Raw genomic sequence first — 12,004 nt, 5'->3', positions numbered from 1 at the left:
TCAGGCGAGGGGGTTCGCCTGCGAGTATGGCAGAGGCGTATGGCGCGCACTAACCGAGGCGGCGATGCCCAGTTGGCCGAGCCAGTAGCTGAGCATGATGGCGTAGCCGGAACCGGCGAAGGGCGAGACGAAGCGGTTGATGCCGATCATGCCGTCGGAGATCACGAACAGCAGCGCGCCGGCGGCGGCCAGGCGGGCGCTGGGCGAGGCCTGCGGCAGCCGGGCCAGGGCGCGCCAGAGCATGCAGGCGATCACCAGGCTGTACGCCGCGATGGGCAGGCGCAGCGGGCCCAGGCCCTGGCGGTCGAGCAGCAGGAACAGGCTGCCGCCGAGAAGCACCGCGCAGGCCAGGGCCAACGGGGCGGGGCGCCGCGTCTCGCCCAGGTAGGCGGCGAGGTAGGCCAGGTGAGCGAGGAGGAAGGCGCACAGGCCGGGCACGAAGGCGTTGAGCGGCCATTCCAGCAGCACGTCGCCGAGCAGCGACAGCGCCAGGCCCAGGGCTATCCAGCGGCGGTAGGGGGTGGCGGGTTCGCGGCTCACCCAGCCGAGCAGGGCGATGATCGGCAGCGGCTTGCAGAGCATGCGCAGCCAGGGCAGGTCGAGGGCGATGCCGAGCAGGTAGGCGAGGCCGGCGAGGACGGCCAGGGGGAGCAGCCAGCGCATCTGTCGATTCTCCGCAGCAGGGTGCGTCGACTGTGCCGCAGCCGTCGCCGCCGCCCCAGGCCGCGGGCGTCAGATCGGGTGGTATTTGGCGCCGCGTTCAGTAGGCCTTGAGCGCGCAGTCGAAGGTGCGCTCGGGAGCGACGTCGGCCTCCCAGGGGCGGCGGTAGGCCAGTTGCAGGTGGTCCTCGCCGCTGGCGGTGACGCGGAAGCGCCAGGTGGACTCGCCGGCGCTGCCGACCAGGCCGCTGTCCTCGGGGTTGTTGTAGACCTCCGGGCCCAGGCTGGCCAGCACGTGGCTGGCGGGGTTGCGCACTTCCCAGCGGAAGCCGGTGGTGGGGTTGCTCGGCAGCATCAGCACCAGTTCCTGGCCCTGGTGCAGTTCCAGGGGCTTGCAGGGCTTGTCGTCTTCCAGGCTGACCACGGGCTTGGGTTGGCTGGCGCAGGCGGCGAGCAACAGCAGGGGCAGGGCGAGCAGGGGGCGGGGCGACGGCATGACGACTCCTCGGACGGTCCGGACAGGCGGGAGGATATCGCAAAGGTCCGGTGCGGTGGGGCCATACGTCCCCAGGGAACGGCATGGGTGAGATGCTCTTCGTAGGAGCGAGCTTGCTCGCGAACCTGATGCCCCGCAGCGGAGTCCGTTCGCGAGCAAGCTCGCTCCTACGAGAAGCCGTGTCAGCCTGCAGCTCGCGCCGGGATGGCCGGCGATCGCGGACAAGGTCCGCTCCTACGGGGGGATGCCGTGCCTCGGGGCAACCTGTAGGAGCGCGCCCTGCGCGCGATTCGCAGGCAGGGCCTGCTCCTACAGGTGGATGCCTATGCCCTCAGGCCGGGAACAGCACCTTGGCCACGTCGCTGTAGCGCTTGGCGAAGTGCACCGTCAGGTCTTCCTTGAGGTAGTCCGGCAGTTCCTCGAAGTCGCCGCGGTTGGCTTCGGGCAGGATCAGTTCGTGGATCTTCTGCCGGCGCGCCGCGATCACCTTCTCGCGCACCCCGCCGATGGGCAGTACCTGGCCGGTGAGGGTCAGCTCGCCGGTCATGGCCACGCCCTTCTTCGGCGCCTGGTTGCGCGCCAGGGACAGCAGGGCGCTGGCCATGGTGACGCCGGCGCTGGGGCCGTCCTTGGGCGTGGCGCCCTCGGGCACGTGCAGGTGGACGAAGGCCTGGTCGAAGAAGTTGGCGTCGCCGCCGTACTTCTTCAGGTTGGCGGTGATGTAGCTGTAGGCGATTTCCGCCGACTCCTTCATCACGTCACCCAGTTGCCCGGTCAGCTTGAAGCCGCGGTTCAGCGTATGGATGCGCGTCGCCTCGATGGGCAGGGTGGCGCCGCCCATGCTGGTCCAGGCCAGGCCGGTGATGACGCCGATGCCGGAGAGCAGCTGCTCGGTGCGGAACACCGGCATGCCGAGGTAGCTCTCCAGGTCCTTGGCGCCGATCTTCAGCTTGGCCTCGGGGTCTTCCAGCAGCTTGACCACGGCCTTGCGCACCAGCTTGCCGAGCTGCTTCTCCAGCTGCCGCACCCCGGCCTCGCGGGCGTAGCCCTCGATCACCGCGCGCAGGGCGGCGTCGTTGATCGACAGCCGCTCCTTCGGCACCCCGGCCTTCTCCAGCTGCTTGGGCCACAGGTGGCGCTTGGCGATGGCCAGCTTCTCCTCGGCGATGTAGCCGGACAGGCGGATGACTTCCATGCGGTCGAGCAGCGGCCCGGGGATGGAGTCCAGGGTGTTGGCCGTGCAGACGAACAGCACCTTGGACAGGTCCAGGCGCAGGTCCAGGTAGTGGTCGAGGAATTCCACGTTCTGTTCCGGGTCCAGCGTCTCCAGCAGCGCCGAGGCCGGGTCGCCCTGGTAGCTGGCGCCGAGCTTGTCGATCTCGTCGAGCATGATCACCGGGTTCATCACCTCGACGTCCTTCAGCGCCTGCACCAGCTTGCCCGGCAGGGCGCCGATGTAGGTGCGGCGGTGGCCCTTGATCTCCGCCTCGTCGCGCATGCCGCCGACGCTGAAGCGGTAGAACGGCCGGCCGAGGCTCTCGGCGATGGACTTGCCGATGCTGGTCTTGCCCACCCCGGGCGGGCCCACCAGCAGCACGATGGAGCCGGCGATCTCGCCCTTGAAGGCGCCCACGGCGAGGAATTCGAGGATGCGGTCCTTGACGTCGTCGAGGCCGGCGTGGTGCTTGTCCAGCACCTTGCGCGCGTGGGGCAGGCTGAGCTTGTCCTTGCCCAGCACGCCCCAGGGCACCGCGGTGGCCCAGTCCAGGTAGTTGCGGGTGACCGCGTATTCCGGCGAGCCGGTCTCCAGGATCGACAGCTTGTTCAGCTCCTCGTCGATGCGCTTCTTCGCCTGCTCGGGGAGGATCTTGCCTTCCAGGCGGGCGCGGAACTCGTCGGCGTCGGCGCTCCTGTCGTCCTTGGTGATGCCCAGCTCCTGCTGGATGGTCTTGAGCTGCTCCTTGAGGAAGAACTCGCGCTGGCGCTCGCCGATCTTGCGGTTGACCTCGGCCGACAGCTCCTTCTGCAGGCGCGCGACTTCCACCTCCTTGCGCAGCAGCGGCAGGACCTTCTCCATGCGCTTGAGCATCGGCACCGTGTCCAGCACCTCCTGCAGCTCGTTGCCGGGCGCGGTGGTCAGGGCCGCGGCGAAGTCGGTGAGCGGCGAGGGGTCGTTGGGGTTGAAGCGGTTCAGGTAGTTCTTCAGCTCCTCGCTGTACAGCGGGTTGAGCGGCAGCAGCTCCTTGATCGCGTTGATCAGCGCCATGCCGTAGGCCTTGACCTCGTCGCTGGAGTCGCTGGGCGTGTGCGGGTAGTCCACCTCGACCAGGAACGGCGGGCGGTGGCGCTTGATCCAGCCGCGGATGCGCACCCGCGACAGGCCTTGGGCGACGAACTGCAGCTTGCCGCCCTCGCGGCTGGCATGGTGCACGCGCACCAGGGTGCCGTGCTCGGGCAGGCTGTCCGGGTCGAAGTGGCGCGGGTCGTCCGGCGGGTTGTCCATGAAGAACAGCGCCAGGCAGTGGTGGTCGGTCTTGGCCACCAGCTCCAGGGTTTCCGCCCAGGGTTCTTCGTTGACGATCACCGGCAGCACCTGCGCGGGGAAGAACGGGCGGTTGTGGATCGGGATGACGTAGACGGTGGTCGGCAGCTTCTGGCCGGGCAACACCAGGCCGGTCCCGGTGACCTCCTCGGCGCTGTGGATATCGTGAATCTCGTCTTGGTCGCTCATGAGGCACCTGACTGATTGAACATGACAGTCTAGATGGGGAATCGGCCCGCGACTTTCAATTCCCCGACGAGCGCGGCCTGTTGCCGGAGGTTTCCCGCGGCGGGCGCAGGAAGTCGCTGGGCGGGCGGCCGAACTGGCGGCTGAACATGGCGCTGAAGGCGCTGGGCGTGGAGTAGCCGACCTCCAGCGCCGCCTCCAGCACGCTGACGCCGCTGCCCAGCAGCTCCAGGGCGCGCAGCAGACGGGCCTGCTGACGCCACTGGCCGAAGGTCAGCCCGGTGTCGCGCAGGAACCAGCGGCGCACCGTCTTGGCGTCGACCTTGGCCCGCGCGGCCCAGGCTTCCAGCCCGGCGTCCAGGCCCATGTCCCGGCACAGCCGGCGCAGGCGCGGCTCGTTGGGCAGCGGCAGGTGCAGGGGCAGCGCCGGCTCGCTGGTCAGCTCGTCGAGCAGCAGGCGCAGCACGCGGCCGTCGCGGCTGTCCGCCGGAACCTCGCCGGCGATGCCGACGGCGGCCAGGATCAGCTCGCGCAGCAGCGGCGAAATGGCCAGCACCGTGCACGCGGTGGGCAGGTGCGGCGCACTGTCCGGCTCGATGTAGAGAGTGCGCACGCGCACCTCGCCGACCATCCGCGTCCAGTGCTCGATGCCGGCGGGAATCCACAGGCCACGGTTGTCCGGCACCACCCAGAGGCCGCCGGCTGTGCCCACCACCAGCACCCCGCGCACCGCATAGAGCAGTTGCGCGCGCTGGTGGCTGTGGCTGGGCACCTGGTGGCCGTCGGCGTAGTCCAGGGCGACGGCGGTCACCGGGCCGGTGGCGTGCTGGTCGCCGTGGATGGAGGGAATGTCCGCTTCTCGCATTTCATCGCCCGTTTTGCGTTAGACGGCCAGTCTCGCCCGTTACTAGCATGCTCGCCAATCCCCTCGCGCCCGGTTTTTCCCATGTCCGATTTCGCCAGTGCCCTGCAACCGCTCACCGAGCAGCTCACCCGCATCGCCGACCTGCTGCAGCGCAACCTGCCGCCGCAGCCGGCCCAGGCGCTGCAGCCGGAAGTGATCGCCTACCTCTGGGAATACCGCCCCCACTCCGGGGTGGCCCAGGCGCAACTGACGCCGGTGCGCGAGCCGGCGCTGATCGCCTTCGACGACCTGCGCAACGTCGAGCGGCAGAAGGCCCTGATCGAGCGCAACACCCGCCAGTTCGTCCAGGGCCGCCCGGCCAACAACGTGCTGCTCACCGGCGCCCGCGGCACCGGCAAGAGCTCGCTGGTGAAGGCCTGCCTGCACGCCTTCCATGCCGAGGGCCTGCGCCTGATCGAGGTGGACAAGGAGCACCTGGGCGACCTGCCGCAGATCATCGAGCTGGTCCGCCAGCGCCCGGAGCGCTTCATCCTGTTCTGCGACGACCTCTCCTTCGAGGACGGCGAGACCGGCTACAAGGGCCTGAAGACGGTGCTCGACGGCTCGGTGGCGGGGCAGGCCGGCAACGTGCTGATCTACGCCACCTCCAACCGCCGCCACCTGCTGGCCGAGCGCGCCGCCGACAACCTGGCCTTCTCCCGCGGCGAGAACGGCGAGCTGCACCCGGGCGAGGCGGTGGAAGAGAAGGTCTCGCTGTCCGAGCGCTTCGGCCTGTGGATTTCCTTCTACGCCTTCAGCCAGGACGAATACCTGGAGGCGGTGGCGCGCTGGCTGCACTCCCACGGCCTGGGCGAGGAGGCCATCGAGGCCAGCCGCGCCGAGGCGATCCGCTGGGCGACCCACCGCGGCTCGCGCTCCGGGCGCATCGCCGCGCAGTTCGCCCGCGACTACGCCGGGCGCCAGGCGCTCTGACCGGCGCGGCTGGGCAGGGCCGCGCAACTTCGCTAGAGTGCGGGAAAGCCACGCACGCCTCCTGCCGATGTTGCACGCCCGTCTCGCTCGCCTGCCCGAGCAGTCCCACGCCCACGACCACGAACATCACCAACTGGTGATGGCCCTGGCCGGCCGCGCCGAGTTCGAGGTCGACGGGCGCGGCGGCGAGGTCTGCCGCATGCGCGCCTGCCTGGTGCCGGGGGACGCCCGGCACGCCTTCGCCGGCACGGGCGACAACCGCATGCTGATCCTCGACCTGCAGGCGCCAGGTGTGGCTGACGAGGACCGCGAGCTGCTGGCGCGGCTGTTCGAGGCGCCGCGCTACCCGACGCTGGATGCCGACTTCCAGAACCTGCTCAGCTACGCCGGCGCGGAACTGGCGCGCTACGGCAGCGACCCGCTGCTGGCCAGGGCACTGGGCGGCGTACTGCTGCGCGCCCTGCATCTGCGCCTGTTCGGCGAGACACCCCGGCCGGCCACCGGCCCGCTGGACATGCAGCGCCTGGACGGGCACATCCGCAGCCACCTGGCGCGGCGCATCACGGTGGCCGAACTGGCCCAGGTGGCCTGCCTGAGCCCCAGCCATTTCCACGCCCAGTTCAAGGACAGCGTCGGCCTGACGCCGCACCAGTACCTGCTCAAGCAGCGCCTGGACGCCGCCGCGCGCCTGCTGCGCGAAACCGACCTGGCGCTGGTGCGGGTGGCGGAAGAGTGCGGCTTCTCCAGCCAGAGCGCCCTGACCACGGCGATGCGCCGCTACCTGGGGCTCACGCCCGGGGCCCTGCGCCGCGGTTGAGCCGGCCGCCTCAGGGGCCGGCGATGTCGCGGGAGTCGACCTCGGCGCGGTAGCCGGGGCCGACGTCGAAGAGCACGAAGTAGGGCACCGCCGGGCGCTGGAAGGTCAGGCTGGAGTCGGCGCCCAGGCGTTCTTCCAGCAGCGTCTGGCCGTCATGGCCGAGGACCCGCAGCTTCACGCCCTGCGCCTGGCTGCCGTCGCTGAAGCCGCCCAGGCAGCGGATGCGCTCGGCGTCCAGGGCCTTGCATTCGAGGAAGGGCGCGTGGGCCATTGCCTGCGGGGCGAGGCCCAGCAGGAGGAGGGGAAGCAGGGCTTTCATCGGGACGCTCCTTGGCGGTCGAGCCAGGCCACCAGCGACGGGGAGGCCTCGGCGAGGGGCAGGCTGGCCTGGTGCACGCTGCCGTCCCAGGCTTCGACGGTCAGCCACAGCTGGTCGTCGGCGCGGGCGCGTGGCGGCACCGCCACCTCGGTGAACTGCTGGTACGGGCTGCCGCTGAGCAGCGCGCCGGGGGCGCTCAGGCTGTAGGGCCGGCCGATGCGCAGGTAGGCCGCGCGGATGCGCTGCTCGCAGCCCTGGCACCAGGCCAGGGTGAAGGCCTTGAGGTGGCCGGCGCGGCCTTCGTCCTCGGGATCGCCGACTTCCCATTCGGCCAGGCGCGCGCGCCAGGGGCCGACCTGCAGTTCGCCGACCTCGCGTTCGCCCAGGCCGGTGAGGCCGCGGTCGACGCGGGCGTCGTGGAGGAACGCCGGTAGGTAGCCGAGGGGGATCAGCACCAGCAGGGCGCTGAGGTGGAAGCGCCAGCGCAGCCACTGGCGGCGCAGGCGCGAAGGTTGACGGGCGGGCATGGCGTTCACTCCGTGAGGGCCGCGGTGCGCTGCGGGGCGCGTTGCTTCTTCAACTGCTTGGCGGTGGCCAGCAGGGTGCGCTTGCTCCAGATCTGCAGGCCGCTGAGCACCATCAGGCTGAGCAGCAGGCCGAAGGCGAACCAGATCAGTTTCACCCACAGCCCGCCGAAGTCACCCACGTGCAGCGGGCGCATGGATTCGCTGAAGAACTCCAGGCCGCTGCGGTCGCCCAGGCGCCGGGTGGCGGCCAGGCTGCCGTCGTAGGGGTTGACCTTGGCGCGCTCGAACAGCAGCGGGAACCAGCCGTGGCCGAGCAGGCCGATGGGCGCGAAGGCATCGCCCGGCAGCGCCAGGTAGCGCGGCTCGAAGCCGGGAATCTCGCGCTGCGCGACGGCCACCGCCTGATCCAGGCCGATGCGCGGCGGCGGCCCGCCGTCGACGCCCGGCGGCACCTGCTCGGGCTGGATGATGGCCGGCACGCCCTCGCTGGAGATGGAAATGGCGTTGTCGTAGAGCACCGCCTGGACCAGGAACCAGGTGCCGCTGACGGCGATCACCGCGATGAACCAGATCGACCAGATGCCGGTCAGGCGGTGGAAGTCGCCCCAGAAGATGCGCGCGCCCTGGTTCAGGCGCAGGCGCGGGGCGAGGAAGCCGCGCCAGAAGCGCTTGTAGACCACCAGCCCGGTGACCAGCGAGGCCAGCATCGGCAGGCCCAGCAGCGTCACCAGGTACCAGCCCCAGCTGTAGCCGTGGCTGAAGGGCACCAGCCACCAGCCGTGCAGGGCGCGGGTGAAGTTGCGGAAGTCGAACAGCGGCGCCTCGCCCTGGATGGCGCCGCTGTACGGGTTGACGTAGAGGGTGGCGTTGCGCGCGTCCGGGTAGCTGACCTGGGCCTCCACGGCGAAGTGCTCTTCGCTCGGCACGCGCAGGCCCTGCACATGGGCCTGCGGCTGCTGGCGCCGGACCGCGGCCAGCAGGGCGTCGTAGCCCAGGCGCTGGGCGTTGCCGGGCGGCGCGTTGGCGCGGATGGCCGGGTTGGCCAGCCAGACGATCTCCTGGCTGACGGTGGCCAGGGTGCCGGTGATGCACACCAGGAAGACGAAGAACCAGATGGGCAAGGCCAGCCAGCTGTGGATCAGGAACCAGTTCCTGGCACGGGATTTCTTGGACATGGGGGCTTCAGGCTTCACGCAGTGGAGGAGGCGGCGATGCCGCCGGGGCCCCGCCATTGGCCGGGGATTCTATGGATAAGGACGGATGAGACGGAGAAATCGGCCAGTGGGTTTGCAATAAATTATTTCATCGCTCCGGTTGCCGGTTTTGCCTCGCTCGTTCGTCTTCATTAGAGAAAGCCGCAATGGCGGCCCGGAAAAGGACTCTTTCGTGACCCTCCATCATCGCTTCCCCGACGCGGCCGCCGACGGCCGGCCCGAGGTCCTGCCGCTGGCGCTGCGCCGTGAACTGCGCCCGGCGCGCAAGCTGCTCGAACGCGCCGGCCTGCGTTGCAGCCTGCCGCGCCTGAAGGTACTGGATGTGCTTTGCTCCGGCGGTTTCTACAGCGTTTCGGCGCTGCACCAGCGCCTGCTGGACGAAGCCGCGCCCATCTCGCCCAACTGCGTGCGCCAGACCTTGCGGCGCCTGCATGCCAGCGGCGTGCTGCGTCGCGATGCGCAGCGCCGCTACGGCCTGGAGACAGAGCTTTTGGCCTAGGGCCGAGGGGTTCGTGGACGAACGATTGGCGTGTCGGCCGGCCAACCCGGTCTACAGTTGAAGTGTCGATCATTCGTTGAAAGAACCTGAGGGAGTGTAGCCATGAGCCAGCTGTTCGAGCCCCTGACCCTGCGCCAACTGACCTTGCCCAACCGCATCGGCGTTTCCCCCATGTGCCAGTACTCGGCCGAGGACGGCCTGGCCAACGATTGGCACCTGGTGCACCTGGGCAGCCGCGCCGTGGGCGGCGCGGGCCTGGTCCTGGTGGAGGCCACAGCGGTGGTTCCGGAAGGGCGCATCACCGACCGCGACCTGGGCCTGTGGAAGGATGAGCAGGTCGAGCCCCTGCGGCGCATCACCCGCTTCATCGAATCCCAGGGGGCGGTGGCCGGCATCCAGCTGGCCCATGCCGGCCGCAAGGCCAGCACCTATGCGCCCTGGCTGGGCAAGCCGGGCAGCATGCCGGTAGCCGAGGGCGGCTGGGTGCCGCTGGCGCCGTCGGCCATTGCCTTCGACCCCAAGCACACCACGCCCACGGCGCTGACCGAGGCGCAGATGGCCGAGGTCACCCAGGCTTTCGTCCGCTCCGCCGAGCGCGCCCTGGCGGCGGGCTTCAAGGTGGTGGAGGTGCACGCGGCCCACGGCTACCTGCTGCATCAGTTCCTCTCGCCGCTGTCCAACCAGCGCCGCGACCAGTACGGCGGCTGCTTCGAGAACCGCATCCGCTACCTGCTGGAAGTGACCCAGGCGGTGCGCGAGGTCTGGCCTGAGGAACTGCCGCTGCTGGTGCGCCTGTCGGCCACCGACTGGGTGGAGGACGGCTGGAACCCCGACGAGACGGTGGTGCTGGCCCGGCGCCTGAAGGACCTGGGCGTCGACCTGATCGACGTGTCCTCCGGCGGCACCGCGGTGAACGCCGAGATTCCGGTGGGCCCGGGCTACCAGACGCAGTTCGCCGAGCGGGTGCGCAAGGAGGCCGAGATTGCCAGCAGCACCGTCGGCATGATCACCGAGCCGGTGCAGGCCGAGCACATCCTGCGCACCGGCCAGGCCGACCTGATCCTGCTGGCCCGCGAACTGCTGCGCGAGCCCTACTGGCCGCTCAACGCCGCCGACGAGCTGGGCGGCCAGCAGGTGCCCTGGCCGGCGCAGTACCTGCGCGCGGCCCATCGCGGCACGCCAATGCGCAAGCCCCTGGGCGAAGCCTGAGGCCATGGCGCGCCGTCCGTCGGGCGGCGCGCCAGCACTTTCGTACAACAAAATGTGAAATGGATCGTATGCAGGCATTTTGCTGCTATGCTCCGCCGCAACGCGTCAGGACGACGCACTTGCCACTGGTAGACGCATGGACGCACGCACCCCACCCTCCGCCGTGCCGGAGTCGGAGATCGCCCTGCTGGCGAACATCCTGGCCCTGGCGACGCGCAACATGTCCGCCCTCAGCACCCTGATCGGCCAGCTTTCCCTGGAGCTGGGCCGCAGCACCGACCCGCACCTGCAGCAGGTCGGCCAGCGTGCCCTGAACGACATCGCCCACCTGGCCGGCGACCTGGAAACCCAGTGGGAGCTGATCGGCAGCCTGGCGCGCTTCTGCCCGCTGCTCAAGCGCAGCCAGCTCAAGCCCGAGCCGCTGCTGACGGAAATCCACATCACCGAGCTGCCCACCGCCGAATGAGCCTTTGATCGGGATCAGGCCCTGGCCGCCGGGGCGGGACTAGCCTGTCCTGACCATTCCCCGAAAGGAGCCCGGCCATGAAAGCCCTGGTCTACCGCGGTGTCGGCGACATCGCCCTGGAAGAGCGCCCCGACCCCGAACTGCAGGCGCCCGGCGACGCCGTGGTGCGCCTGGTCCGCACCACCCTCTGCGGCACCGACCTGCACATCATCAAGGGCGACGTGCCGGCCTGCAGGCCCGGACGCATCCTCGGCCACGAGGGCGTCGGGGTGGTCGAAAAGGTCGGCGCGGCGGTCAGCCAGTTCAAGCCCGGCGACCGCGTGCTGATCTCCTGCATCAGCGCCTGCGGCAAGTGCGACTTCTGCCGCAAGGGCATGACCTCGCACTGCCGCACCGGCGGCTGGATCCTTGGCCACCTGATCGACGGCACCCAGGCCGAGAAGGTGCGCATCCCCCACGCCGACACCAGCCTGTACCACCTGCCCGCCGAGGCGGACGAGGAGGCCATGGTGATGCTCAGCGACATCCTTCCCACGGGCTTCGAGTGCGGCGTGCTCAACGGCCGCGTGCAGCCCGGCGGCAACGTCGCCATCGTCGGCGCCGGCCCGGTGGGCCTGGCCGCGCTGCTCACCGCGCAGTTCTACTCGCCGGCGCGGATCATCATGATCGACCTGGACGACAACCGTCTGGAAGTGGCGAAGGGCTTCGGCGCCACCGACTGCTTCAACGCCGGCGACCCTCAACTGCTGGAGAAGGTGAAGGCGCTGACCGACGGCCTGGGCGTGGACAGCGCGGTGGAGGCGGTGGGTGTACCGAGCACCTTCAGCCTGTGCGAGGAACTGATCGCACCTGGCGGCGACATCGCTGTGCTCGGCGTGCACGGGGTGCCGGTGGAGTTGCACCTGGAGCGCCTGTGGTCGCACAACATCACCCTGCGCACCCGCCTGGTGGACGCGGTGACCACGCCGATGCTGCTCAAGAGCGTGCAGGCCGGCAAGCTGCAGCCCGAACAGCTGATCACCCACCGCTTCGCCCTGGGCGACATCCTCCAGGCCTACGAGACCTTCGGCAAGGCGGCGCAGAACAAGGCGTTGAAGGTGATCATCGAGGTTTGATGGCGGGGGGCTTTTCGTTTTTTCGTAGGAGCGAGCTTGCTCGCGAACCGTGTATTCCTGCGATGTTGGCGTGATGGATTGACTCCGCTCCCTCTCCCCAACCCTCTCCCTGAAGGG

The 12,004-nt window shown here is 69.8% G+C and carries 13 protein-coding genes; 6 read left to right on the top strand and 7 right to left on the bottom strand.

Going from position 1 to position 12,004, the window contains the following annotated elements:
• The 4 genes from ACTWJ5_RS24985 to ACTWJ5_RS24970 form a co-directional block, all read right to left on the bottom strand.
• Positions 1 to 663, bottom strand: coding sequence for a lysoplasmalogenase (locus tag ACTWJ5_RS24985; RefSeq protein ID WP_116422953.1), 663 nt, complete (start codon positions 661 to 663; stop codon positions 1 to 3).
• 97 nt (positions 664 to 760) lie between these two features.
• Positions 761 to 1,156, bottom strand: coding sequence for a protease inhibitor I42 family protein (locus ACTWJ5_RS24980; RefSeq protein WP_043271366.1), 396 nt, complete (start codon positions 1,154 to 1,156; stop codon positions 761 to 763).
• A 331-nt stretch (positions 1,157 to 1,487) separates the two neighbouring features.
• Positions 1,488 to 3,887 (bottom strand): endopeptidase La, encoded by a 2,400-nt coding sequence (lon, locus tag ACTWJ5_RS24975; RefSeq protein ID WP_074978815.1) that lies wholly within the window; start codon positions 3,885 to 3,887, stop codon positions 1,488 to 1,490.
• A 55-nt stretch (positions 3,888 to 3,942) separates the two neighbouring features.
• Positions 3,943 to 4,749, bottom strand: a complete 807-nt coding sequence (locus ACTWJ5_RS24970; protein ID WP_301500071.1) for an AraC family transcriptional regulator — start codon at positions 4,747 to 4,749, stop codon at positions 3,943 to 3,945.
• 81 nt (positions 4,750 to 4,830) lie between these two features.
• Between ACTWJ5_RS24970 and ACTWJ5_RS24965 the strand changes: the two genes are divergently transcribed.
• Together ACTWJ5_RS24965 and ACTWJ5_RS24960 are read left to right on the top strand one after the other, a co-directional pair.
• Entirely contained in the window at positions 4,831 to 5,721 is an 891-nt protein-coding gene (locus ACTWJ5_RS24965; protein WP_444436770.1) for an ATP-binding protein, read from the top strand.
• Positions 5,722 to 5,788: 67 nt separating this feature from the next.
• Positions 5,789 to 6,538 carry an AraC family transcriptional regulator gene (locus tag ACTWJ5_RS24960; RefSeq protein WP_043271359.1) on the top strand — a complete coding sequence of 250 codons (750 nt, stop codon included), beginning with the start codon at positions 5,789 to 5,791 and terminating at the stop codon, positions 6,536 to 6,538.
• Between the two features lie 10 nt (positions 6,539 to 6,548).
• Here the strand turns inward: ACTWJ5_RS24960 and ACTWJ5_RS24955 are convergent, their stop codons facing one another.
• The 3 genes from ACTWJ5_RS24955 to ACTWJ5_RS24945 are packed head-to-tail and all read right to left on the bottom strand — an operon-like array spanning position 6,549 to position 8,559.
• The gene (locus ACTWJ5_RS24955; protein WP_043271358.1) at positions 6,549 to 6,857 is read right to left on the bottom strand and encodes a hypothetical protein; all 309 of its coding nucleotides are present in this window, start codon (positions 6,855 to 6,857) and stop codon (positions 6,549 to 6,551) included.
• Positions 6,854 to 7,384: a hypothetical protein gene (locus ACTWJ5_RS24950; RefSeq protein ID WP_064584149.1), complete on the bottom strand. Its 531-nt coding sequence runs from the start codon at positions 7,382 to 7,384 to the stop codon at positions 6,854 to 6,856. The genes ACTWJ5_RS24955 and ACTWJ5_RS24950 overlap by 4 nt, the downstream gene beginning before the upstream one ends.
• 5 nt (positions 7,385 to 7,389) lie before the next feature.
• The gene (locus ACTWJ5_RS24945; RefSeq protein WP_253408098.1) at positions 7,390 to 8,559 is read right to left on the bottom strand and encodes a PepSY-associated TM helix domain-containing protein; all 1,170 of its coding nucleotides are present in this window, start codon (positions 8,557 to 8,559) and stop codon (positions 7,390 to 7,392) included.
• A gap of 211 nt (positions 8,560 to 8,770) precedes the next feature.
• Between ACTWJ5_RS24945 and ACTWJ5_RS24940 the strand changes: the two genes are divergently transcribed.
• From ACTWJ5_RS24940 to ACTWJ5_RS24925, 4 genes are all read left to right on the top strand, one after another.
• Complete coding sequence (locus ACTWJ5_RS24940; RefSeq protein WP_249917568.1) at positions 8,771 to 9,097, top strand: ferric uptake regulator family protein; 327 nt, start codon at positions 8,771 to 8,773, stop codon at positions 9,095 to 9,097.
• Positions 9,098 to 9,199: 102 nt separating this feature from the next.
• On the top strand, positions 9,200 to 10,306 hold the full coding sequence (locus ACTWJ5_RS24935) for an NADH:flavin oxidoreductase/NADH oxidase (protein WP_444436769.1): 1,107 nt from the start codon (positions 9,200 to 9,202) through the stop codon (positions 10,304 to 10,306).
• A 136-nt stretch (positions 10,307 to 10,442) separates the two neighbouring features.
• Positions 10,443 to 10,772 (top strand): hypothetical protein, encoded by a 330-nt coding sequence (locus ACTWJ5_RS24930; protein WP_074978806.1) that lies wholly within the window; start codon positions 10,443 to 10,445, stop codon positions 10,770 to 10,772.
• Positions 10,773 to 10,849: 77 nt separating this feature from the next.
• On the top strand, positions 10,850 to 11,887 hold the full coding sequence (locus ACTWJ5_RS24925) for a zinc-dependent alcohol dehydrogenase family protein (protein WP_253408102.1): 1,038 nt from the start codon (positions 10,850 to 10,852) through the stop codon (positions 11,885 to 11,887).
• Positions 11,888 to 12,004: the final 117 nt, after the last annotated feature.

Source organism: Pseudomonas sp. A6 (assembly GCF_052367875.1).
Classification (GTDB): Bacteria; Pseudomonadota; Gammaproteobacteria; order Pseudomonadales; family Pseudomonadaceae; genus Pseudomonas; species Pseudomonas citronellolis.
This window is presented reverse-complemented; position numbering and strand designations above follow the sequence as displayed.